The organism is Acidovorax temperans (assembly GCF_028596105.1).
In the GTDB taxonomy this organism is placed as follows: Bacteria; Pseudomonadota; Gammaproteobacteria; order Burkholderiales; family Burkholderiaceae_C; genus Acidovorax; species Acidovorax temperans.
In genome coordinates this window covers 3,481,069-3,503,399 of the sequence record NZ_CP117193.1, presented here as the reverse complement: position 1 = coordinate 3,503,399, position 22,331 = coordinate 3,481,069, and the positions used below count along the sequence as shown (strand labels likewise).

19 protein-coding genes are annotated in these 22,331 nt (G+C 63.1%); 9 read left to right on the top strand and 10 right to left on the bottom strand.

Annotated features, from left to right (window positions below; translation table 11 throughout):
* Positions 1–18 precede the first annotated feature (18 nt).
* The 4 genes from PQV96_RS16365 to ugpB all read right to left on the bottom strand — a co-directional run bounded on the left by PQV96_RS16365 (position 19) and on the right by ugpB (position 4,260).
* Entirely contained in the window at positions 19–1,023 is a 1,005-nt protein-coding gene (locus tag PQV96_RS16365; protein ID WP_207375042.1) for a sn-glycerol-3-phosphate import ATP-binding protein UgpC, read from the bottom strand.
* Between the two features lie 60 nt (positions 1,024–1,083).
* Entirely contained in the window at positions 1,084–1,935 is an 852-nt protein-coding gene (gene ugpE / locus PQV96_RS16360; protein ID WP_044400109.1) for a sn-glycerol-3-phosphate ABC transporter permease UgpE, read from the bottom strand.
* Between the two features lies 1 nt (position 1,936).
* On the bottom strand, positions 1,937–2,818 hold the full coding sequence (ugpA, locus tag PQV96_RS16355; protein ID WP_044400106.1) for a sn-glycerol-3-phosphate ABC transporter permease UgpA: 882 nt from the start codon (positions 2,816–2,818) through the stop codon (positions 1,937–1,939).
* Between the two features lie 134 nt (positions 2,819–2,952).
* Complete coding sequence (gene ugpB, locus PQV96_RS16350) at positions 2,953–4,260, bottom strand: sn-glycerol-3-phosphate ABC transporter substrate-binding protein UgpB (RefSeq protein WP_207375041.1); 1,308 nt, start codon at positions 4,258–4,260, stop codon at positions 2,953–2,955.
* A 269-nt stretch (positions 4,261–4,529) separates the two neighbouring features.
* Between ugpB and serA the strand changes: the two genes are divergently transcribed.
* Positions 4,530–5,759, top strand: coding sequence for a phosphoglycerate dehydrogenase (gene serA / locus PQV96_RS16345; protein ID WP_207375040.1), 1,230 nt, complete (start codon positions 4,530–4,532; stop codon positions 5,757–5,759).
* A gap of 229 nt (positions 5,760–5,988) precedes the next feature.
* Positions 5,989–7,083: a redox-regulated ATPase YchF gene (gene ychF, locus PQV96_RS16340; protein WP_273623594.1), complete on the top strand. Its 1,095-nt coding sequence runs from the start codon at positions 5,989–5,991 to the stop codon at positions 7,081–7,083.
* Between the two features lie 150 nt (positions 7,084–7,233).
* On the opposite strand, the gene PQV96_RS16335 is transcribed toward ychF, so the two are convergent.
* Both PQV96_RS16335 and PQV96_RS16330 read right to left on the bottom strand, forming a co-directional pair.
* Positions 7,234–8,322, bottom strand: coding sequence for an IS5 family transposase (locus tag PQV96_RS16335; RefSeq protein ID WP_125958923.1), 1,089 nt, complete (start codon positions 8,320–8,322; stop codon positions 7,234–7,236).
* A gap of 151 nt (positions 8,323–8,473) precedes the next feature.
* On the bottom strand, positions 8,474–9,784 hold the full coding sequence (locus tag PQV96_RS16330; RefSeq protein ID WP_273623592.1) for an IS4 family transposase: 1,311 nt from the start codon (positions 9,782–9,784) through the stop codon (positions 8,474–8,476).
* Positions 9,785–10,109: 325 nt separating this feature from the next.
* On the opposite strand from PQV96_RS16330, the gene PQV96_RS16325 reads away from it, so the two are divergent.
* On the top strand, positions 10,110–11,828 hold the full coding sequence (locus tag PQV96_RS16325) for a bifunctional aminoglycoside phosphotransferase/ATP-binding protein (protein ID WP_273623591.1): 1,719 nt from the start codon (positions 10,110–10,112) through the stop codon (positions 11,826–11,828).
* 15 nt (positions 11,829–11,843) lie between these two features.
* Here the strand turns inward: PQV96_RS16325 and PQV96_RS16320 are convergent, their stop codons facing one another.
* Positions 11,844–12,314 carry a YqaA family protein gene (locus PQV96_RS16320; RefSeq protein ID WP_198847205.1) on the bottom strand — a complete coding sequence of 157 codons (471 nt, stop codon included), beginning with the start codon at positions 12,312–12,314 and terminating at the stop codon, positions 11,844–11,846.
* Positions 12,315–12,476: 162 nt separating this feature from the next.
* Between PQV96_RS16320 and PQV96_RS16315 the strand changes: the two genes are divergently transcribed.
* The 5 genes from PQV96_RS16315 (at position 12,477) to PQV96_RS16295 (ending at position 16,780) form a co-directional block, all read left to right on the top strand.
* Positions 12,477–13,046, top strand: a complete 570-nt coding sequence (locus tag PQV96_RS16315; protein ID WP_273623589.1) for a M15 family metallopeptidase domain-containing protein — start codon at positions 12,477–12,479, stop codon at positions 13,044–13,046.
* Between the two features lie 180 nt (positions 13,047–13,226).
* Positions 13,227–14,273: a tRNA dihydrouridine synthase DusB gene (gene dusB, locus PQV96_RS16310; protein ID WP_273623588.1), complete on the top strand. Its 1,047-nt coding sequence runs from the start codon at positions 13,227–13,229 to the stop codon at positions 14,271–14,273.
* Positions 14,270–14,503 (top strand): Fis family transcriptional regulator, encoded by a 234-nt coding sequence (locus tag PQV96_RS16305; RefSeq protein WP_044398839.1) that lies wholly within the window; start codon positions 14,270–14,272, stop codon positions 14,501–14,503. Before dusB ends, PQV96_RS16305 begins: the two co-directional genes overlap by 4 nt.
* A 93-nt stretch (positions 14,504–14,596) precedes the next feature.
* Complete coding sequence (gene purH / locus PQV96_RS16300; protein ID WP_273623585.1) at positions 14,597–16,216, top strand: bifunctional phosphoribosylaminoimidazolecarboxamide formyltransferase/IMP cyclohydrolase; 1,620 nt, start codon at positions 14,597–14,599, stop codon at positions 16,214–16,216.
* A gap of 33 nt (positions 16,217–16,249) precedes the next feature.
* A complete protein-coding gene (locus PQV96_RS16295; protein ID WP_207374054.1) occupies positions 16,250–16,780 on the top strand; it encodes a c-type cytochrome in 531 nt (176 codons plus the stop codon).
* A gap of 123 nt (positions 16,781–16,903) precedes the next feature.
* Here PQV96_RS16295 and PQV96_RS16290 read toward each other — a convergent pair whose 3' ends face one another.
* Positions 16,904–17,830, bottom strand: a complete 927-nt coding sequence (locus PQV96_RS16290) for a DUF5677 domain-containing protein (protein ID WP_207374055.1) — start codon at positions 17,828–17,830, stop codon at positions 16,904–16,906.
* Positions 17,831–18,296: 466 nt separating this feature from the next.
* The gene (pobA, locus tag PQV96_RS16285) at positions 18,297–19,481 is read right to left on the bottom strand and encodes a 4-hydroxybenzoate 3-monooxygenase (RefSeq protein WP_273623584.1); all 1,185 of its coding nucleotides are present in this window, start codon (positions 19,479–19,481) and stop codon (positions 18,297–18,299) included.
* A gap of 216 nt (positions 19,482–19,697) precedes the next feature.
* Between pobA and PQV96_RS16280 the strand changes: the two genes are divergently transcribed.
* Positions 19,698–20,477: an IclR family transcriptional regulator domain-containing protein gene (locus PQV96_RS16280; protein WP_207374057.1), complete on the top strand. Its 780-nt coding sequence runs from the start codon at positions 19,698–19,700 to the stop codon at positions 20,475–20,477.
* A gap of 58 nt (positions 20,478–20,535) precedes the next feature.
* On the opposite strand, the gene PQV96_RS16275 is transcribed toward PQV96_RS16280, so the two are convergent.
* Entirely contained in the window at positions 20,536–22,281 is a 1,746-nt protein-coding gene (locus PQV96_RS16275; RefSeq protein WP_273623583.1) for an alkaline phosphatase D family protein, read from the bottom strand.
* Between the last annotated feature and the right edge of the window lie 50 nt (positions 22,282–22,331).

Below are 22,331 nucleotides of genomic sequence, written 5' to 3'. Positions count from 1 at the left end.
AGTGCGTTGTGCGCGCGCTCAGATGCGCTTGCCGGTTTCCGCGTTGAACCAGTGCAGGCGGTCTTCGCGGGGCGCCACGCGGATGGCGTCGCCAGGCTTGGGCGAGGGGCGACCTTCGTCGATGCGCACGATCAGCGTGTCCTGGCCCATGGTGGCGTACACCAGGCGCTCGGCGCCCAGCAGCTCGATGGTGTCCACGCGCACTTCCCAGCCGGTGTCGCCAATGTCCATGTGCTCGGGGCGGATGCCCAGGATGGTGCCGGGCTTGCTGTTGGGCGCGTGCTTGAGCAGGTTCATGGGCGGCGAGCCAATGAAGCTTGCGACGAAGGTGGACGCAGGCGTGTGGTAGACCTCTTCGGGCGTGCCAAACTGTTCCATGTTGCCTGCGTTCATCACGATCATGCGCTGCGCCAGCGTCATGGCCTCGACCTGGTCGTGCGTGACAAACAGGCTGGTGATGCCCAGCTCGCGGTGCAGCTTCTGGATTTCGAGGCGCGTTTGTGCACGCAGCTTGGCGTCGAGGTTGGACAGGGGCTCGTCGAACAGGAACACCTGCGGCTGGCGCACGATGGCGCGGCCCATGGCCACGCGCTGGCGCTGGCCGCCGGAGAGTTCGCGGGGCTTGCGCTCCAGCAGGTGGCCCAGTTCCAGAATCTTGGCGGCCTTGTCCACACGCGCCTTGATTTCCTCCTTGGGCACCTTGGCGATCTTCAGGCCATAGGCCATGTTCTCGAAGTTCGTCATGTGCGGGTACAGCGCGTAGTTCTGGAACACCATGGCGATGTCGCGCTGGGCGGGTTCCAGGTCGTTCACCATGCGGTTGCCGATGTACAGCTCGCCGCCGGAGATTTCTTCCAGTCCGGCCACCATGCGCAGCAGCGTGGATTTGCCGCAGCCCGAGGGCCCGACGATGACGACGAATTCGCCGTCCTTGATTTCAGCGTTCACGCCATGGATGACCTGGTTGGCCTTGGGGCCGTGGCCGTAGCGCTTGATGATGTTGCGAAGAGAGATGGATGCCATTTTGCTCTTAAATTTATAGCTGCTAGCGCTTTATATATAAGCGCTAGCGGCAGATTTCGTTTATTTTTCTGTATCGACCAGGCCCTTGACGAACCAGCGCTGCATGAACACCACCACCAGGGCGGGGGGCAGCATGGCGAGTAGGGCGGTGGCCATCACCACGTTCCATTCGTTGCCGGTGTCGCCGCCCGCAATCATGCGTTTGATGCCGATCACCACGGGGTACATGTCTTCCGAGGTGGTCACCAAGAGCGGCCACAGGTACTGGTTCCAGCCGTAGATGAACTGGATCACGAACAGCGCGGCGATGGACGTGCGCGACAGCGGCACCAGAATGTCCTTGAAGAAGCGCATGGGGCCGGCACCATCAATGCGCGCGGCTTCGACCAGCTCGTCCGGCACCGTCAGGAAAAACTGGCGGAACAGGAAGGTGGCCGTGGCCGACGCGATCAGCGGCACCGTCAGGCCCGCATAGGTGTTGAGCATGCCCAGGTTGGACACCACCTGGTACGTGGGGCCAATGCGCACTTCCACGGGCAGCATCAGCGTGATGAAGATCAGCCAGAAGCAGATGCCCTTGAAGGGGAAGCGGAAGTACACGATGGCGAACGCCGACAGCAGCGAGATGGCGATCTTGCCCACGGTGATGACCATAGCCGTCACGAAGCTCACCCACATCATGTGCGCCACCGGGGCGCTGGAGCCAGGGCCCGAGCCGCCGCCGAACAGCGCGGTTTTGTAGGTTTCCCAGAAGTTGCTGCCGGGCAGCATGGGCATGGGCACCTGCACGATGTCTTGCGCAGTGTGGGTGGACGCCACAAACGCCAGGTACAGCGGGAAGCCCACGATGATGACGCCCAGCACCATGATCAGGTGCGAGAACGCCTTGAGAAAAGGACTGCGTTCAACCATTTCAATACTGCACTTTCTTCTCGACGTAGCGGAACTGGACCACGGTGAGCACCACCACGATGGCCATCAGCACCACCGATTGCGCGGCCGATCCGCCCATGTCCATGGCCTTGAAGCCATCGTGATAGACCTTGTAGACCAGGATCGAGGTGTCTTGCCCAGGGCCGCCCTGCGTGGTGGAGTCCACGATGGCGAAGGTGTCGAAGAAGGCATAGACCACGTTGATCACCAGCAGGAAGAACGTGGTGGGCGACAGCAGCGGGAACTGGATACTCCAGAACCGGCGCCATGGGCCAGCGCCATCAATCGCGGCCGCTTCAATCAGCGACTTGGGGATGGACTGCAGCCCTGCCAGGAAGAACAGGAAGTTGTAGGAGATCTGCTTCCACACGGCCGCAATCACGATCAGCGTCATGGCGTGGTCGGAGTTGAGCAAGTGGTTCCAGTCAAACCCCGACTGGCGCAGCAGATACGCCACCACGCCCAGCGAGGGGGAGAACATGAACATCCACAGCACGCCCGCCACGGCAGGGGCCACCGCATAAGGCAGCAGCAGTGCGGTTTTGTACACCAGGGCGCCGCGCACGATGCGGTCTGCAAAGATGGCCAGCACCAGCGAGATGGCGATGCCCGAGACCGCGACGGCGATCGAGAAAAATGCCGTCGTCTTGAACGAGGCGAGATAGCTCGGGTCTTCAAACAGGTTGCGGAAGTTTTCCAGCCCCACCCATTCGGTGGACATGCCAAAGGCATCTTGCATTTGGAAAGATTGCACCAGCGCCTGGCCCGCCGGCCAGAAGAAGAAGACGCTGATCACGACCAGCTGGGGTAGCAAAAGCACCCACGGCAGCCATGCAGAGCGGAATAAAACGCGTTTTTCCATATCGGATCAGTCTGAACAAAACAGCCCGCAGCCCATGCAAACCGGTGTTTGCGAGGGGTGCGGGCCAACGATGAAGCCCAGAAACCCAGGGGAATGCCTGGAGAGTCGGGCCCCATCAACGGGGGCGATAAAAATTAGCGGTTAGCGCGTGCGAAACGGGCCAGTTGCTCGTTGCCACGGGTCACGGCTGTGTCCAGGGCTTCCTTGGGAGTCTTCTTGCCCGACCAGATTTGTTCGGTTTCCTCGTCGATGATGGCGCGAACCTGAACGAAGTTGCCCAGACGAATGCCGCGCGACTTGTCGGTTGCCTTACGAATCATCTGTGTCACGGCCACATCGGTGCCTGGGTTCTTTTCATAGAAACCGGAGGCTTCGGTGAGCTTGTAAGCGCCCATGGTCACAGGCAGATAGCCGGTGCGCTGGTGGCTGGCGGCTTGCACCTTGGTGTCGTTCAGGAAGTTCAGGAAGTCGGCAACGCCCTTGTACTCTTCGGCCTTCTTGCCGGCCATCACCCACAGGCTGGCACCACCAATGGCGGTGTTCTGGGGCGCGCCCTTCACGTCAGCGTAGTAAGGCAGGGTCGAGATGCCGTAGGCAAACTTGGCTTCCTTGGCCACGCGGGCGTACAGACCGGACGAGCCGGTGATCATCGCGCACTCACCCGATGGGAAGGATGCGTCCGCTGCGTTGCCGCGGCCCTTGTACACAAAGCTGCCGTCCTTCGAAGCCTTGGCCAGGTTTTCAAAGTGGCGCACGTGCAGCGGGGTGTTGATCTGCAGCTGGGCATCGTTGCCGTCAAAGCCATTGTTCTTGCTGGCGAACAGCGTGTTGTGCCACAGCGAGAAGCTCTCGAGCTGCGTCCAGCTGATCCAGCTGGTGGTGAACGGGCAGCTGTGGCCGCTGGCCTTGAGCTTGGAGGCGGCTTCAAACACTTCAGGCCAGGTCTTGGGAGGCTTGTTGGCGTCCAGACCGGCCTTCTTGAAGGCGTCCTTGTTGTAATAGAAGATGGTGGTGGAGCTGTTGAGCGGGTAGCTCAGCATCTGGCCGTTGGGCGCGGTGTAGTAACCGGCCACTGCCGACACGTACGAGGTGGGGTCGAACTTGAAGCCCGCATCGCTCATCACCTTGCCTGCGGGCACGATGGCGCCCTTGCTGGCCATCATGGTGGCGGTGCCCACTTCAAACACCTGAATGATGTGGGGTGCATTGCCAGCGCGGAAGGCGGCAATACCGGCTGTCATCGATTCGTCATACGTGCCCTTGTAGGTGGGCACGATCTTGTACTTGGTTTGGCTTGCGTTGTATTGCTTGGCCAGGTCATTCACCCAGTCGCCCAAAGCGGCGCTCATGGAATGCCACCATTGAATTTCCGTCTGGGCGTGTGCGGGAACACAGGCGCCGAAGGCGATGGCGGCAGTCAATGCCAATTTCTTCAGTTGCATTGATATCTCTCCAAAGATGACGCTGGGCACAAAGCGGCCGATGCTAGGCACGAAATGTGTCAAACATGTGTCGTTGTCCCACGGTTGTCCGGCCGATTACAACGGTAAAAACCCGTTGAGGGCCGGGCGGTGTGTCCAATTGTGACGTTTCCATGACAGTTTCAGGGTGGATTTGCCCCGAGTTGCAAGGTCTTGTGCATTGCACCATGCTTGTGCTAGCCAAGGTAAATCTGCCCCAGCCCCCTTCCATCCACTGAACAGGGACCTTCATGACCGCGCAATCGCTGGACAAAAGCAAGATCAAATTTTTATTGCTGGAGGGCATTCACCCCTCTGCGGTGGACGTGCTGCGTTCCGCTGGGTACACGCAGATCGAAGCCATCTCTGGCGCGCTGCCCGACGAGGAACTCAAGCGCAAGATTGCGGATGTGCACTTTGTGGGCATTCGCTCGCGCACCCAGTTGACCGAGGACGTGTTTGCCCACGCGCACAAGCTGGTCGCTGTAGGATGTTTTTGCATCGGTACCAACCAGGTGGATCTGAACGCTGCGCGCGAGCGGGGCATTGCCGTCTTCAACGCCCCGTATTCCAACACCCGCTCGGTGGCCGAACTGGTGCTGGCAGAGGCCATCTTGCTGCTGCGCGGCGTGCCCGAAAAGAATGCCGTGGCCCACCGTGGCGGCTGGCTCAAGTCGGCCGAGAACGCCTACGAAATCCGTGGCAAGACGCTGGGCATCGTCGGCTACGGCTCCATCGGCACGCAGTTGTCAGTGCTGGCTGAAGCATTGGGCATGCAGGTGGCGTTTTACGACGTGGTGAGCAAGCTGCCGCTGGGCAATGCGCGCCAGGTGGCCAAGCTGCACGACCTGTTGGCCCAAAGCGACATCGTCAGCCTGCATGTGCCCGAGTTGCCATCGACCGAGGGCATGATTGGCGCGGCCGAAATTGCGGCGATGAAGCCCGGCGGCATCCTCATCAACGCCGCACGCGGCACGGTGGTGGATATCGATGCCCTGGCCGACGCGCTCAAAGCCAAGAAGCTGCTTGGCGCGGCGATTGACGTGTTCCCGGTCGAGCCGCGCACCAACAAGGACGAGTTCCTGTCGCCCCTGCGCGGGCTGGACAATGTCATCCTCACTCCCCACATCGGTGGCTCCACCATGGAAGCGCAGGCCAACATCGGCACCGAGGTGGCCGAGAAGCTGGTGAAGTACAGCGACAACGGAACCAGCACCTCGTCCGTCAACTTCCCTGAAGTGGCGCTGCCCGCGCACGCGGGCAAGCACCGCCTGCTGCACATCCACCGCAACGTGCCGGGGGTGCTGTCGGAAATCAACCGCATTTTTTCCGACAACCAGATCAACGTGGCGGCCCAGTACCTGCAAACCAACGAGAAGATCGGCTACGTGGTGATCGATATCGACGCAGCCTCTTCCCCGCTGGCGCTGGACAAACTGGCCGGGGTCACAGGCACCCTGCGTAGCCGCGTGTTGTTCTGATCCTGTCGCGGGCTGCGGGGCCGAGCCGGTGCGTTGGGCCGCCCAAGGTTAAAATCCGCGCCGCACCCAAGGCACCGCAAGCGCAAATCGCCGGATTTGACCGGCTTTTGCAGCGCAGTGTCTTCATCCAGCCCCTCCAGGGCTGTCGCCCCACACGGCGATGGCTCGCATGCGCCACCTGGCCTTCAGGCCCAGGGCGCGCTGCAGGGGTGATTCACAAGGAATTTCCATGAGCCTCAAATGCGGCATCGTGGGCCTGCCCAACGTGGGCAAGTCCACCCTCTTCAACGCGCTGACCAAGGCAGGCATTGCCGCCGAGAACTACCCGTTCTGCACCATCGAGCCCAACACCGGCGTGGTGGAAGTGCCCGATCCGCGCCTGCAGCAGCTGGCCGAGATCATCCAGCCCGAGCGCATCGTTCCCGCCATCGTCGAGTTTGTGGACATCGCTGGCCTGGTGGCGGGCGCCAGCAAGGGTGAGGGCCTGGGCAACCAGTTCCTGGCCCACATCCGCGAAACCGACGCCATCGTCAACGTGGTGCGCTGCTTTGAAGATCCCAACGTGATCCACGTGGCCGGCCGTGTGGATCCGATCGCCGACATCGAAGTCATCCAGACCGAACTGTGCCTGGCCGACCTGGGCACCGTTGAAAAAGCCCTGAACCGCTACAGCAAGGCCGCCAAGTCGGGCAACGACAAGGAAGCCGCCAAGATCGTTTCGCTGGTCACGCCCATCCAGGCCGCGCTGAACGAAGGCAAGCCCGCCCGCACGGTGGAAGTGAGCAAGGAAGATGCTCCCCTGCTCAAGCAGTTCTGCCTCATCACCTCCAAGCCCGCCATGTTCGTGGGCAACGTGAGCGAAGACGGCTTTGAAAACAACCCGCTGCTCGATCGCCTGAAGGAATACGCCGCTGCGCAGAATGCGCCCGTGGTGGCCATCTGCGCAAAGATCGAGTCGGAAATGTCCGAAATGAGCGACGAAGACCGCGACATGTTCCTGGCTGAAATGGGCCAGGATGAGCCCGGCCTGAACCGCCTGATCCGCGCTGGCTTCAAGCTGCTGGGCCTGCAAACCTACTTCACCGCCGGAGTGAAGGAAGTGCGCGCCTGGACTATTCATGTGGGCGACACCGCCCCCCAAGCCGCAGGCGTGATCCACGGCGACTTCGAGCGCGGCTTCATCCGCGCCCAGACCATCGCGTTTGAAGACTTCATCCAATACAAGGGTGAGCAGGGCGCGAAGGACGCGGGCAAGATGCGCGCCGAAGGCAAGGAATACGTGGTCAAGGACGGCGACGTGCTGAACTTCCTGTTCAACGTCTAACAGGCCGTTGAAAAAATGCTCATCGAACGCGCCAGGGTCGTGGATTTCGAAGAAGCGAGTCGTCCAGACGCGCCTACGAAGCGAATGCGAGGGCCATTTCGGCCTGTTTGCAGGCCGTTTTGCCCGTTTCGGGCGCACGTATCCCATGGCTCACGCATGATGCGCGTCCCACCAGCCACCCAGACTGCCCATGCGCACCAGGTTGTAGGTGGCAAAGCACAGCAGCGCCTGGCCCGCGAGCTTGGCCTGACCGATCAGCTTGGTCTTGGCCAGACCACCCACGGTCTTGATCCAGCCAAAGGCCTCCTCGATGCGCTTGCGCACCTTCAGGCTGGTCTTGTAGCTCTCGTGCCGCGTGACTCTGGCGTCGACCGCCGAGTGCTTGTCCTTGGCCGCCACGTGTGGCGTGACCAAAAGCCGGCGGCAGCCCTTGATGAAGGCCTTGCTGTCGTAGCCCTTGTCGGCCCCGACCGTGGCCCGCTTGTTCCTGTTGCCCCGGCGCCCCAGCATGGCCAGCGCCGCTTCGCGCTCGGCGGTGCCACTGGCGTGGGTGATCTCAACATCCACGATCAGCCCGTTGCGGTTTTCCATGAGGATGTGCCCCATGTGGCACAGGCGGGACTTGTCACCCGCGCTCTTCTTGAACAACCGTGCATCAGCGTCCGTGGTGCTTTGGTGGGTGTCGTTGCAGCGCTCCTGTCCTTTGAAGTCCACCTCGGGATTGCGTCCGGGCGGCGTGTCGCTGTCATCGTCTTTGCGCTTGAAGCTCTTGTGCGAGGCCCAGGCTTCGATGAGCGTGCCGTCCACGCTGAAGTGCTCGTCGCTGGCAAGCCGCCCCCACTGGGCGCTGAGCTTGACGCGCTCGAAGAAGGCACGGGCGAGGTCTTCGTTGAACAAGCGTTCGCGGTTGGCGCTGAAGGTGGAGTGGTCCCAGACCTTGTCTTCGATGTTCAGGCCCACGAACCAGCGGTACAGCAGGTTGTAGTTGACCGCCTCGACCAGTTGGCGCTCGCTGCGGATGGAGAACAGGATCTGCAGCAGCAAGGCCTTGAGCAGCATCTCGGGCGGCACCGAGGGGCGCCCGCGGCGGGCATACACCGCTTCGAACTCGCTGTGCATCGTCGCCAGCAGCGCATCGACCACGGCGCGCAACTTGCGCAGCGGGTGTGCCGCTGGCACGCGCTCTTCAAGGCTGATGTAGCTGAACATCGCCCCCTGGAAGTCTTGGTTGCCTCTCATCTTTCTTGTCTGGGTCGTTCTTGGATGGCTTCAGATCGTAGCGGCCCACACGGGCGGCGGCGAAGGATTTTTCAACGGCCTGCTAAGCCACTGCGCGGCAGAGTTTCTGCCCCTTGGCCGTCGATCCAGCCCCGCCATGGCGCAATGCCAGTCAGTTAAGAGCTGACTGGCATTTTTTCGTTGGGAATTTGGAAGCGCGTTTTTTGACGACCCTTGGGAAGCGGCGCCCAGTGCGGCGTGGCCGCAGCACGAAGTGTCGCGATTGCGCCAGCAGGGCTGCCAACTGCTTGGGCAAGGTGCCGGCAGAGTCCAGGCTGGGGACCGCCAGTAAGTTCACGATGGCGTAGCTGGCTGTGTGGAAGCTGATGCGCTGGGGCTCGACTTGGACGTGCGCTGCCATCTCGCGCATCCAGCGGCGCAGCAGCGTGTAGGCGATCAGCACGCCCCACAGCTCCTGGCGCACCAGCGCGGGCTGCTTGCTGCGCAGCACCGGCTCACCCTCCTGCAGGGTCTGCTTGATCTCCCGGAACCCCAACTCGATCTCCCAGCGCTGGTGGTAGAGCTCGGCCAGCTCCTGCGCCGGATGCGTGCGGGGACACGGCAAGGATGTGATGAAGCGGCGCAGCCGTCCACCCACGCTCACCTCGATCAGGCGTGCCTGCCAGTGGCTGGGCAGATGCGGGTGTGCCTTGCGCGCTTGTGGGGACACCGGCATGCGGATCAGCGCATCGCCGCACGCCAGTTGCTGGACGATCTCATGGCGCAGATTGTCCCGCGCGCGCATCAACCAGTGGCGCTGCGTACCCGCAGCCTGCCAGTCCAACAGGAACGCGGCCGAGAAGTACGCCCGGTCGAACAGGGTCACCGAGTGATCCTCGCCGCGCAACTGCGCTGCCAGGCTCAATTCGCCGCAGTCCATGGCGCCGAGCTTGGCATCAAGCATCTCGTGGCTGTGTGTGTCCATCAGGCAAGTGGCGCGGATCTGCGGCCAGGGCGAGAGGCCATGCTGGTTGCTGCAGCTGCCCAGTTCGACTCGATTCTCAGGGGTGTCCGGCGCCGACCAGACCACACCATCCACAGCCAGTACGCGCAGTGGCTGGCGCACATTCACCGCAGGACGGCTCCAGGCTTGGGTCAGTAGAGCGAACAGCTCGGCCAGAGGCTCCTCGCCCAGGCGCTGGCGGGCTTGCACGCTGACACTCGGTGCAGGCGGCGCTTGTCCATCCAGGCTCAAATCCAGCTGCTGCACCACCTGCCACAGTGGCCGGTCGCGAAACAGCGCCAGTCCGATCACAAGCCACACGGCATGTTCGGCAGGCAGCTTGCGCCGGCGGATGGAGGCCTTGCCGCTGGTCCCCAGCGCCTGTGCGATCCAGGCAGGGTCTATCAACGCGCTGAGCTGCTCGAGGCGATCAGGTACTCGGGGCAGGGTCTGGCGCAAGGCGTTTGCAAGCAGGCTCATCAAGAAAAAAGGGAACGTGTTGAACACGCTCCCTTTTACTGGATCAAGCCGCCTGCGGGCTTAACTGACTGGCATTGCGCCGAAGCGGGGCTTTTTTATGGGCGACCGGGTTGCAGGCTTGATTTCACTTTTTAATTGAAATTGGGCGCTAGCGCTTATCTGGAAAGCGCAAGGCGCTATTTAATTGATAGCAATTGATTGGGCTGCGATAGGTGTTGAGCCATCCACCTGCGGTCGGTTAGCGCAGTCGGGTTGACAGCCGCCGCACCACGCGCACACTGGGGCCATCTTGTTGCCTGGCTGCACGGCCTGCGGCCTTTTGCTCGTGTCTGAGTTTTCCAAGCCCACCCATCTCGCTCCTTCTGACTCCTTTGCGCGGCAGCACATTGCCAGGTCTGCGCTGGAGGATGCCTACGCCGCTGCGCAACAGCGTGTGCATCAACTGCAGCATCACCCGGAGGGCTGGGGCTATGCGGGCTGCACCGTGGAGTGCATCGAAACGCACATCTCGTGGCTGCTGCTGGTGGGTGGGCATGTGTACAAGTTCAAGAAGCCTTTGGCGCTGGATTTTCTGGACTTCAGCACGGCCGCACTGCGCTTGGCCGCGTGCCAGGAAGAGCTGCGCATCAATCGCCGCACGGCCCCACACATGTACCTGGACGTGGTGGGCGTGGAGGGCGACGGCAGCGAGGCCCGGCCCTGGCGGGTGAAGCCCTGGGCGGCAGGGGATGCCGCAGGGGCGGAGCCCGCGGTGCTGATGCGCCGCTTTGACCAGCAGGCCTTGCTCAGCCGCAGGCTGGAGGCGGGATGCGTGGCAGACGAAGACATGGATGCCCTGGCCGAGCAGGTGGCCAGGCTGCACACGCAGGCAGCCGTGGCAGACATGGCGCAGCTGGGCGGGGCGCTGGCGGCGCCATCACCCGAGCATGCTGCCACCGCGCCGGTGCGTGAATGCCTTACCGCGCTGGCCTTGGTGCTGCCGGAGGTGGCACCGGGGCAGATGGGCGACTTGCAGCGGCTGGAACAGTGGTGCGCCGTGCAGCAGATCGCGTTGAAAGAAGTGTGGGCCCAACGTTGGCGCGGTGGCCATGTGCGCGAGTGCCATGGCGATCTGCACCTGGCCAACATTGCCTGGATTGACGGCCAACCGCAGTTGTTTGATGCGCTGGAGTTCAACCCCGATCTGCGCTGGATTGACTGCATGGCCGACCTGGCCTTTTTGGCGATGGACTTGCAAGCGCGTGGCCGGCCTGACCTGGCCTGGCGCTGCGTGAACCGATGGCTGGAGCACACGGGCGATTACGAAGGCCTGCAGGTGCTGGGCTACTACCGTGTGTACCGCGCGCTGGTGCGGGCCCGTGTGGCGGGCTTGCAGTGGACGCAGCTGCAAGCGCAGCGCGTCGATAGCGCAGCACAGGCGGCCCATGCTGCGCTGATAGACGAGGCGCAGCGCACGCTGCAACGCTACCTGGCGCTGGCCGTGGAGCTGACCCAGCCAAACGCAGTGGTGCTGTGGCTGGCGTATGGCTTGTCGGGCTCGGGCAAAAGCACCCATTCGTTACCGCTGGTGGCTCAGCGTGGCGCGGTGCGCCTGCGGGCTGATGTAGAGCGCAAGCGTTTGTTCGGCCTGCGCGCGGGGCAGCGCAGTGATGGTGTTGAAGGCGGCATCTACACCCCCCAGGCTTCGCGGCAGACCCACGAGCGGCTGGCGCAACTGGCCGTGCTGGTGCTGAAGGCGGGCTACCCGGTGCTGGTCGATGCCACCTTCTTGAACCCGGCCACGCGCACTCAGTTCATGGCACTGGCGCGGGCGTTGCAGGTGCCTTGCCGCATTCTGGCTTTTGAAGCGCCGCTGGCAGTGCTGCGCGAGCGCGTGCTGGCGCGCCAGCGCCTGGGCGAAGATGCGTCAGAAGCCGATGTGGCGGTGCTGGATTCGCAATGGGCCCACCTGCAGCCCTTGGCGCCCGATGAATTGGCGCTGACGGTGCATGTGGACACCACCCAGCCGGTGGACTGGGATGCATTGCTGCCCCGAAGCCGATGACCTGGGTGCGGGCCCTCAGCCGCCCAACTGTCCTGGCATGAAGTACAGCAGCACGCTCGTCATGACCAGGTAGCGAAAGAACTTGCCCACTGCCATGTAGGCTACGCAGGGCCAGAACGGCAGCTTGAGCCAGCCGGCCACGGCGCACAGCGGGTCACCCACACCGGGCAGCCAGCTCAGCAGGCAGGCGGCGGGGCCAAAGCGGCGCAACCAGCCCAGTGCGCGCACTTCGGTGGGGCTGCCCCGGGCGCGGTCCACGGCCTTGTGGGCGCCCAGGCCCATCCACCAGCTCACCGCACCGCCCAGGGTGTTGCCCACGGTGGCCACACCAATCGCGGGCCAGAAAAGATCTGGGTTGAGCTTGACGAGCCCGAACACCGCAGGCTCGGAGCCCAAAGGCAGCAGTGTGGCCGAGATGAACGAGACCACGAAGACCGTGCTCAGCCCGAATTGCGGCAAGGCCAGCCAGTGAAGCAGCTGGTGCATCCAGATTTCCATAGCGTTGGAGTGTAGGGCTCTGCGCCCGCGTTTCTCGCTTTGGCGGCCTCGTCCTACAGCGGCGCGGGGCATACGCTCTGGGGGCGGCGGCCCGTCGCTCGGTACCTTCTCCTCATGCCCACCCTGGAAAGCAAAAACGAGGAGTAACCCATGCCCCACCGCCACACAACTTCGATGTTTCCCGACACAGCCCGCCCATCGCGCCCCCGCTGGCAGCTCTGGCAGCACTGGCAGCACTGGCTCGTGGCCGGGTTGTTGGCAGCGGGGTTTGGTGGCCATGCAGCCGTTCACGCTGCCGATGCCGAGGGAGATGTGGATTGGCGGGGCCAGTCGGCAGGCAGTTGCCAGCAAGACCGCGCTGGTCAAGCCGCGTTATCGCGCATTGCGCAGCAGTTGCAGGCGCAAGGCATGGCCTTGAAGGCGCGCTGCCATGGGCCCAGCGGCGCCTGGCGGGTCGAGGTGACCGTGGTGGATGGCCTCAAAGCCAGCAAGGTGGTGCGTGGCCCCTTGGCCGATGGGCATGAGGTGGACATGGGCACACCGGCCGGGGTGCCGCTGGCAGCGGCGTCGGTGGATGCGAGCGGCTTCTCGCCCGACGTGCAATTCAACCGCCAGTGGCTGCGCACGTTGATGGCGCAGCACCGCTTCAGCAATCTGCCCGATGCCTGGTGGCACTTTGCCCAGCAAGGCAGCAGCCCTGTGAGTGTGGCTGCCCGCTGAGGTGGGTGATTGCAGTACAAAACAAAAACGGGTTGTGTGCAAAAACGGGTTGCGTGATCCCGCTGCGCAAGGGCTGGGGCCGCACTTGAATCGCGCGGTTGGATATTTCAGTTGCTGAAATTTTGAGCAGGTACAATCCTGCCTCCTTTTTCAGCACCCGCTGCCAACCCCCGTACCCCCATGCACATAGGCCAGTTCTCTTTGGCGAATCGTCTGTTCGTCGCTCCCATGGCGGGTGTGACGGACCGGCCCTTTCGCCAGCTGTGCAAAGCGCTGGGGGCGGGTTACGCGGTGAGCGAGATGGTGACCTCGCGCAAGGACTTGTGGAACAGCCTCAAGACTTCGCGCCGGGCCAACCATGAAGGGGAGCCAGGCCCCATTGCCGTACAGATTGCCGGCACCGAGGCGCAGATGATGGCCGAGGCGGCGGTCTACAACGTAGAGCGCGGCGCGCAGATCATCGACATCAACATGGGCTGCCCGGCCAAGAAGGTGTGCAACAAGTGGGCGGGCTCCGCCCTGATGCAGGACGAGGCGCTGGCCGTGTCCATCGCGCAGGCGGTGGTCGAGGCCTGTGCGCCGTTCAACGTGCCCGTCACGCTGAAAATGCGCACCGGCTGGTGCCAGCAGCACAAGAACGCTGTATCGCTAGCGCGCCAGTTTGAATCCATCGGCATCCAGATGCTGACGGTGCATGGCCGCACGCGCGAGCAGGGCTACAAGGGCCAGGCCGAGTACGACACCATTGCCGCCGTGAAAGCGGCGGTGAAGGTGCCCGTGGTGGCCAACGGCGACATCACCTCGCCCGAGAAGGCGCGCGATGTGCTGGCCTACACCGGGGCCGACGCCATCATGATCGGCCGCGCCGCCCAGGGCCGGCCGTGGATCTTCCGCGAGATTGGCCACTTTCTGGACACTGGCGAGCACCTGGCCCCACCCCTGGTGGCCGAGGTGCGCCGCCTGCTGCTCGATCATTTGCAAGACCACTACAGCCTGTACGGCGAGCTGACCGGCGTGCGCAGCGCCCGCAAGCACATTGCGTGGTACCTGCGCGCCTTGCCGGGCGGCGAAGCCTTCAGGCAGCACATCAACACGATAGAAGACAGCGCTGCGCAGTGGCAGGCAGTGGCCGATTTTCTGGATGCCCTGGGCACCCAGATGGACCGCATGCCCGCCGCTACTGCCGCGCTTGCAGATACAGAAGAACAAGAGGGATTGCCTGCATGAGCAAACAACACATAGAAGAGTGCGTCCGCGAAAGCCTGCAAGGTTACTTCCGCGATCTGGGCGGTGAAACGCCTGACGGCATGTACGACATGCTGGTGCGCGTGGTCGAAAAGCCGCTGCTGGAAGTGGTGATGAGCCACGCTGACAACAACCAGTCCCGCGCGGCCGAATGGCTGGGCCTGAACCGCAACACCCTGCGCAAGAAGCTGGTCGAGCACAAGTTGCTCTGATGCTGCGACAGGTGTTTGCTATATAAAACATAGCTGCTAGCGCTTGGCAGACGTGCGCTAGAGCCCAATTTCACTTCAAACTTTACCTCCACCATGGCCATGAACGCACTTCTTTCCGTATCCGACAAGACCGGCATTGTTGACTTTGCCAAAGCCCTGCACGCGCTGGGCATCAAGCTGCTGTCCACCGGCGGCACTGCGCAACTGCTGGCCAAGGAAGGCCTGCCCGTGACCGAGGTGGCCGAGGTCACCCAGTTCCCTGAAATGCTGGACGGCCGCGTCAAGACCCTGCACCCCAAGGTGCACGGCGGCCTGCTGGCCCGCCGCGAGCTGCCTGCCCACATGGCAGCCCTGAAGGAACACGGCATCGACACCATCGACCTGCTGGTGGTCAATCTGTATCCCTTTGAAGCCACAGTGGCCAAGGCCGGTTGCACGCTGGCCGACGCCATCGAGAACATCGACATCGGCGGCCCCGCCATGGTGCGCAGCGCCGCCAAGAACTGGAAAGACGTGGGCGTGATCACCGCCGCAGACCAGTACGACGCCGTGCTGGCCGAGCTGAAGGCGAACGGAAAGCTGAGCGACAAACTGCGCTTTGCCCTGTCGGTGGCTGCGTTCAACCGCATCGCCCAGTACGACGGCGCCATCAGCGACTACCTCTCGTCCGTCACGTTCGAAGAAGAAAAGCTCTCGGAAACCTACGTGCCCACGCGTACCCAGTTCCCCGGTCAGAGCAACGGCATCTTCACCAAGGTGCAAGACTTGCGCTACGGCGAAAACAGCCACCAGCAAGCCGCGCTGTACCGCGACCTGCACCCCGCGCCCGGCTCGCTGGTCACCGGCGTGCAACTGCAGGGCAAGGAACTCAGCTACAACAACATTGCGGACGCCGATGCCGCGTGGGAATGCGTGAAGAGCTTTGACGCCGCCGCCTGCGTGATCGTCAAGCACGCCAACCCCTGCGGCGTGGCCGTGGGGCTCGATGCCCTGAGCGCCTACAGCAAGGCTTTCCAGACCGACCCCACCAGCGCCTTCGGCGGCATCATCGCCTTCAACCGCGTGGTCGATGGCGCTGCCGCTGCCCAGGTCAGCAAGCAGTTTGTGGAAGTACTGATGGCCCCCGAGTTCACGCCTGAAGCGCTGGAAATTTTCAAGAGCAAGGCCAATGTGCGCCTGCTCAAGATCGCCCTTCCCTCGACATCTTCCGCACACGGAGGCAACACCGACTGGGAGCGTGGCCGCAACGCCATGGACGCCAAGCGCATCGGCTCGGGCTTGCTGCTGCAGACGGCTGACAACCACGAGCTGTCGCTGATCGACCTCAAGGTCGTGACCAAGAAGCAGCCCACACTGGAAGAAATGGAAGACCTGTTGTTTGCCTGGAAGGTGGCCAAGTACGTCAAGAGCAACGCCATCGTCTTCTGCAAGGGCGGCATGACCATGGGTGTGGGCGCGGGCCAGATGAGCCGACTCGACTCCGCCCGCATCGCCAGCATCAAGGCCAGCCACGCCAACCTGTCGCTGCAAGGCACCGTGGTGGCGAGCGACGCCTTCTTCCCCTTCCGCGACGGCCTCGACGTGGTGGTGGATGCAGGCGCCACCTGCGTCATCCAACCTGGTGGCTCGATGCGCGACCAGGAAGTGATTGACGCCGCCAACGAGCGCGGCGTGGCCATGGTGTTCAGCGGCGTGCGCCACTTCCGCCATTGATCTGCGCGCCACAAGACATCTCTGGATTTGTAGATGCATCCAGACGATGACAACCCGCCACCCCGGCCGCGCTGGCTGGGGTGGGCACTGATCGCCTTCGGGCTGCTGGTGGCCCTGGGCATGCTCAACCTGGGCGTGCGCATGGTGCTCTCGGCCAAGCCCGCGCAGGCCGACGCACCGGGGGCCGTAACTCCGCAGCCACCGGCCTCTGCAAACCCTGCAGCCCCTACCGACCCCGCTGCGGGTGCCTCAGAGGCCGCAGCTCTCCAAACCACCTCATTGGCCGGGCAAGCCTTGGTGGAATCCAGCGATTGTTTGCGCTGCCACGGCATGGATCGGCGCTACGTCGGCCCGTCCTTTCGCCAGATTTCGGCCCGCTACCAAGACCGCCCCGACGCTGCCGCTTACCTCGCCCGCAAGATCCGCGAGGGCAGTGTGGGTGAATGGGGGCGTACTGTGATGCCTCGGCATCCGCAGGTGACTGAAGTGCAGGCGCAGGCGATGGCGCTTTGGGTGCTAGGGTTGCAGCCTGCGGAGGGTGGGAGGGCTGCTGCTCCGCCGTAGTGACCTGCCCCTGATTAGTGGGGCGTCAAAGGTCTGTCTGTGACTACAGATGAAAGTGCGCGCTCAAAGTTTGAAATGGGAGGCATGCCACGGCTTGCCAAGCACGTTCTCTCAATTGAAGCGTTAGAAGTTGTACGTGACTGGCACGACGTTCATGAATGGGTCACGCCAGTCTTCCAGATACTTCTTCGCGAAAGCAGTCGTCTCGCCAGGTCGATACATCTCTAGCGTCTTCTTATAAGTCCCTACGCAAATCGTAACGATGAAGTTCAGAAGCATGTTTACGTCTGCCAAGTGACGTATTGGCTTGAACCGGACTTGGCTATCCACAAAGCGGACGTGATCCTTGTATGTTCCTGTGTGAGTGACCTGAGAGCCCTTGGAATAGAAAAACTCATACTCCGGCAATCGGTCGACCTTTTCCGCAACTTGCCGAATTGATTGGAGACCATCCAGTTCGTACCACTCAGGGTCACGCTTGCGTTTCCCGCGTGCAGCAGTGAACTCTTGATCGATTGCCGCAAGATACGGCTGAGCCAAGATTCTGTCGACCTCAGTCAGGTGGGTGCTGGCCTCACCTGCGAGCGTGGGTCGTTCGGCGTGAATATCGACGCCCAAGACCTGGGCGATCTTTGTGAAAGCAATCTCCTCGGCTGTCCCAGGAATCACGCGGGAGGCCCAAAGCCTTTCATCACGATAGTTCGCCACTACGTATCGTGTCGCTCTTCGCTCGCTGTCTCCAGCAAATATCCAATCGATATAAATTGATGCCTCGAACGCCGTTCTGGCCGGTAGGAAAGATGCGTGGCCGCAGCCTGCTGATAGAAGCACTTCAGCGGCATCAACCATTGCGACGACTTGTTTGAGCAGCACGCCGCAGACTACGACTTCGGCCATCTTCTTCGGGCTTGAATCAAACGCACGGACGATCAGATTTGATCCGTAGTTTGCTAAGTCGCGCAGCAGTTCCGTTTGTTTGGCAAAGTGCTGGAGTGCGACGGCTTTTACCTCTTCGCGATTGAGGATTGCCGGATGAGGCGTCTCTTGCATGGCAGCGACTTCTAACGAATGAAAGGGACCTCTCCGTCCCGGGTGAACCGCACGGCTGCGGAGTACGGCATTCAACTGCCACGATGGGACGTTCGATCTCTCATCAACTCACTCATTTGTGGGAGGAAGACGTCCGTGACTGACATTGTCAATTTCGGAATCGATCTAGCAATGAATGTTTTTGCTGTACATGGCGTTTAGGCCACAGGCAAACCGACATTGTTGTGTTCGAGTGCGCGGCGTGCAGCCAGACCGTGAAAGATTTCGGGTGTGCATTCTGAATGCAAGCTCGGGGCCCATTTCGGAGTGGGCCTTCCGTCTCAAACACCTTTTGCGGTGATGCAGCTGAACACCGTTGGGCTCATCACCCGCTTCTTTGGCAAAGCACTCCTTGTAATAAAAATAGCCTCCAGCGCTTATCAATAAAGCGCAAGAATCTATTTTTTCGTAACGAGGTGATGCTGAATCACGCGTCAAAATTCATCGGCAACCCCACATAGTTCTCCGCCAGCGACCGAGAAGCAGCCTCCGAATTCACCAGGTAATCCAGCTCCGCCTCCTGCATCTTCTGGCCAAAGGCGCCGGTCTCTGGGAAGTGGTGCATCAGCGAGGTGAACCACCACGAGAAGCGCTCGGCGCGCCATACGCGGCGCAGGCAGCGGTCGGAGTAGGTGTCGATGCCTGCGCGGGATTTGTCGTTGTAGAAGTCGGCCAGCGCTTTCCACAGGTAGCCCACGTCGCTCGCAGCCAGGTTCAGGCCCTTGGCGCCGGTGGGGGGCACGATGTGGGCGGCGTCGCCTGCCAGGAACAGGCTGCCAAAGCGCATGGGCTCGGCCACAAAGCTGCGCAGCGGGGCGATGCTTTTTTCCAGCGACGGGCCGGTGGTCAGGTTCTCGCGGGCTTCGGGGTCCAGGCGGTTGCGCAGTTCGGCCCAGAAGGCGTCGTCGCTCCAGTTTTCCACCTTGTCGGTCAGCGGCACTTGCAGGTAGTAGCGGCTGCGGGTGTTGCTGCGCATGCTGCACAGCGCAAAGCCCCGGTCTGTGTGGGCGTAGATCAGCTCGTGCGCCACGGGCTTCACATCGGCCAGCAGGCCCAGCCAGCCAAACGGGTAGACGCGCTCGTAGGTGCGGATGGCGGCCTCGGGCACGCTGGCGCGGCACACGCCGTGGAAGCCGTCGCAGCCTGCGATGAAGTCGCAGGTGAGGGTGTGCGGCTGGCCGTCCTTCTCATACGTGACGCGGGGTGTGGCGCCGTCAAAGTCGTGCACTTGCACATTGGCGGCTTCGTACACGGTGGTCAGGCCCGCGGCTGCGCGGGCGTCCATCAGATCTTGCGTCACTTCGGTCTGGCCATAGACCATGACGCGGCTGCCGCCGGTCAAGGCGTGCATGTTGATGCGGTGGCGCTGGCCCTTGAACAGCAGCTCAAAGCCGTCGTGCGGCAGGCCTTCAGCATGGGTGCGGGCGCTCACGCCGACCTGGTCCAGCAGGTCCATGGTGACCTGCTCCAGCACGCCTGCGCGGATACGGCTGAGCACGTAGCTGGGGCTGCGCTGCTCAATGATGACGGCATCAATACCAGACTTGTGCAGCAGTGCGCCGAGCAGCAAGCCCGCAGGGCCTGCACCAACGATGGCAACTTGGGTTCGCATGTCTCTCTACCTCGTGATGGAATGTTGATGGGCATCAAAAAACAGTGAGGTGGAGCGTAGGTGCGAGGCTCGCCAGCAGCGAGGTGCACCATGCGATAGCGTGCGATCTTCAAGCTATCTGTGCGATCATCGCGCAGAACTTGATGTGCGTCAGGCTGGCTGATCCACGAACGCAGCGCCATGCGGGGTGCTGTTCTACGCAAAGGAATTCCCTCCATGGCCACTTTTCCGATTGCCAAAGCGGATCTGATTGAAGGCATGGCCAAAGGCATGGCGGTGCTGGAGAGCTTTGACACCGAGCGCCAGCGGCTCAATGCCACGCTGGCTGCGCAGCGCACGGGCCTGACAAGGGCAGCAGCGCGGCGGCATCTGCTCACGCTGGCGCACCTGGGGTATCTGGAGACGGATGGCAGCTACTTCTGGCTGGCGCCCAAGGTGTTGCGGTTTTCGGGCAGCTACCTGGCATCGGCCCGGCTGCCGCGTGTGCTGCAGCCCACGCTGAACCGGCTGGCGGCGCAAACGCAGCAGTCGTTCTCTGCCGTGGTGCTGGACGGGGACGAGGTGGTGATCGTGGCGCGCAGCGGGGTGTATGGCGCGCCCTCGCGCACCATGGCCTATGGCTTGCACCTGGGGGCGCGCCTGCCAGCACACCCCACATCTACCGGGCGGGTGTTGTTGGCAGCGCTGCCCACGGCCGAGTTCACGCAGTGGCTGCAGGGCTGCACGCTGCAGCGGCTCACGCCCCACACCGTGACGCAGCGCAGCGCCTTGCGCAAGGTGGTGGCCCAGGTGCGGCGCGATGATTTTTGTCTGGCGGTGGAAGAGCACGAGCTGGGCGTGCACGCCCTGGCTGTGCCCTTGCGGAATCTGCAGGGGCACACGGTGGCGGCGCTCAACGTGGTCGCATCGCCCCAGCAGATGCAGGCGCAAACCCTGCAGCGCGACATGCTGCCGCTGCTGCAGGAGGCTGCGCGCGAGGTGCGCGGGCTACTGTAGCCTCGAGGCCTCGCTCACGCAGGCCTACGCGGCCTACGCGGCCTGTCGCGGCGCCGCCTTAGGCCGCGACGATGCGACCTACGCCTGTGGCGCCAGCCACCACCTTGAGCGACTTGTCGGTGCTGGCGGTGTAGTTGCGGCTGGTGATGGTGTTGACGTAAATCCAGTCGGCGCGGCATTCGCTGGCTGTGGCGGTGAGCACCATGTAGCCACGGCGCGAGGTGTCGCAGTACTTCAGGGGCGCAATCAACTGCTGCAGCGCGCCCGCCAGGGTGGCGGGGTTTTCGTTGGGCAGATATTCCTCAAAGCCGGGCGAGGTGACGGACGAGGTGGCGAACTCCACGCCCACTGCGTTGCCGTTGCGGTCTTGCAGTTCGTTGGCCCAGGCGTTGTGGGTGTCGCCCGACAGCACCACCAGGTTCTTGCCCAGGCTGCGCGAGGTGGCCAGCACGGTTTCGCGTGCGGCCTGGTAGCCGTCCCATGCGTCCAGGTTGTAGGGGATGGAGGGCTGCGCCAGGATGGCCTGCTCGGCGGGCGTGAGGCTGGCCGGGTTGGTGCGCGCACGGGCCACCAGCGCGGCGTATTGGCTCACGGAAACCCCTGCGCCGGGCTGGATGGTTTCCATCAGGATCGGTGCAGGAATGTTCATGCGCCCCATCAGCACCTGCTGGCCCAGCACCTGCCAGGTGGCGCTGGATGCGGCCATTTGCTGCTGCAGCCACTGCGTTTGCGTGTTGCCCAGCAACTGGCGGCTGGTATTGCCCACAGCTGCGGTGAAGCTGGCTGCATCAAAGCCGGTGGCAGCGAAGAACTTGGTGTAGTCCAGCTGCTCGTCGCGCGCGACTACGCGGGTGTCGAGCATGTGCAAGGCCACGAGGTTGCCGAACGCGAAGCTGCGGTAGATCAGATCAGGCTGCGCGTTGCGGGTGGGCATCCATTCGTGGTACGCCTGCAGGGCCGCTGCCTTGCGGGTGCTGAAGCTGCCTTCGGTGGCGGCTTGGTGGTTGTCTGCACCGTCGCGCCAGGTGTCGTTGGCGATTTCGTGGTCGTCCCACACGGCGATCATGGGGGCGGCGGCGTGCAGGGCCTGCAGGTCGGCGTCGCTCTTGTACTGTGCGTGGCGCTGGCGGTAGTCGGCCAGGCTGAGGATCTCCTTGGCGGGCGTGGACAGGCGGCCCAGTGCCCCGGCGTTGGCCGATGCGTAGCCGCCCTGGCCGTATTCGTAGATGTAGTCGCCCAGGTGCACGGTGGCGTCCAGGTCGCCGCGCTTGGCGGCATGGGCGTACACGTTGAAGTAACCGGCGGGGTAGTTGGCGCACGAGAACACCGCCAGCTTGACCTGCGCCACGCTGCCCGTGGGCAAGGTGCGGGTGCGGCCTGTGGGGGAGGTGGCTGCGTAGGCTCGGAAGCGGTAGTGGTAGGCGGTGGCGGCTTTCAGCCCCGTGGCATCGACCTTGACGGTGAAGTCTTTGCTGGCCAGTGCAGTGGCTTGGCCCTGGGCCACGAGGGTGGTGAAGGCGCTGTCGGTGGCCACTTCCCATTCCACCGGGATATCACCTGTGTGGCCGACCGGGGGCGTGACGCGGGTCCACAGCATCACGCGGTCGGCCAGCGGATCGCCACTGGCGATGCCGTGGGCGAACTGCACGGCAGGGGCGTCGTCACCACCGCCGCAGGCCGCGAGGGGCAGCGTGCCCAGGGCGGCGGCTGCCAGGCCCATGTGGCGCACAAAGCGACGGCGGCTGGGGTTGGCCTCGGCCGCGTCGCGGATGGGGTGGGGGGAAGAGAGGAGTTTGTCGGTCATGGCTCAGGCAGTGGGTAAAGCACCCAAGACTGCCTTGGCCAGATGACGGT

Excerpts from the sequence above, each read along its gene's own strand:
- dusB (WP_273623588.1), top strand. The coding sequence starts at position 13,227 with ATGCACATAGGCCAGTTCTCTTTGGCGAATCGTCTGTTCGTCGCTCCC.
- pobA (WP_273623584.1), bottom strand. The coding sequence starts at position 19,481 with ATGCGAACCCAAGTTGCCATCGTTGGTGCAGGCCCTGCGGGCTTGCTG.
- purH (WP_273623585.1), top strand. The coding sequence starts at position 14,597 with ATGGCCATGAACGCACTTCTTTCCGTATCCGACAAGACCGGCATTGTT.
- PQV96_RS16305 (WP_044398839.1), top strand. The coding sequence starts at position 14,270 with ATGAGCAAACAACACATAGAAGAGTGCGTCCGCGAAAGCCTGCAAGGT.
- ugpB (WP_207375041.1), bottom strand. The coding sequence starts at position 4,260 with ATGCAACTGAAGAAATTGGCATTGACTGCCGCCATCGCCTTCGGCGCC.
- PQV96_RS16290 (WP_207374055.1), bottom strand. The coding sequence starts at position 17,830 with ATGCAAGAGACGCCTCATCCGGCAATCCTCAATCGCGAAGAGGTAAAA.
- ugpA (WP_044400106.1), bottom strand. The coding sequence starts at position 2,818 with ATGGAAAAACGCGTTTTATTCCGCTCTGCATGGCTGCCGTGGGTGCTT.
- ychF (WP_273623594.1), top strand. The coding sequence starts at position 5,989 with ATGAGCCTCAAATGCGGCATCGTGGGCCTGCCCAACGTGGGCAAGTCC.
- PQV96_RS16280 (WP_207374057.1), top strand. The coding sequence starts at position 19,698 with ATGGCCACTTTTCCGATTGCCAAAGCGGATCTGATTGAAGGCATGGCC.
- PQV96_RS16275 (WP_273623583.1), bottom strand. The coding sequence starts at position 22,281 with ATGACCGACAAACTCCTCTCTTCCCCCCACCCCATCCGCGACGCGGCC.
- PQV96_RS16315 (WP_273623589.1), top strand. The coding sequence starts at position 12,477 with ATGCCCCACCGCCACACAACTTCGATGTTTCCCGACACAGCCCGCCCA.
- PQV96_RS16335 (WP_125958923.1), bottom strand. The coding sequence starts at position 8,322 with ATGAGAGGCAACCAAGACTTCCAGGGGGCGATGTTCAGCTACATCAGC.
- ugpE (WP_044400109.1), bottom strand. The coding sequence starts at position 1,935 with ATGGTTGAACGCAGTCCTTTTCTCAAGGCGTTCTCGCACCTGATCATG.
- serA (WP_207375040.1), top strand. The coding sequence starts at position 4,530 with ATGACCGCGCAATCGCTGGACAAAAGCAAGATCAAATTTTTATTGCTG.
- PQV96_RS16365 (WP_207375042.1), bottom strand. The coding sequence starts at position 1,023 with ATGGCATCCATCTCTCTTCGCAACATCATCAAGCGCTACGGCCACGGC.
- PQV96_RS16295 (WP_207374054.1), top strand. The coding sequence starts at position 16,250 with ATGCATCCAGACGATGACAACCCGCCACCCCGGCCGCGCTGGCTGGGG.
- PQV96_RS16320 (WP_198847205.1), bottom strand. The coding sequence starts at position 12,314 with ATGCACCAGCTGCTTCACTGGCTGGCCTTGCCGCAATTCGGGCTGAGC.
- PQV96_RS16330 (WP_273623592.1), bottom strand. The coding sequence starts at position 9,784 with ATGAGCCTGCTTGCAAACGCCTTGCGCCAGACCCTGCCCCGAGTACCT.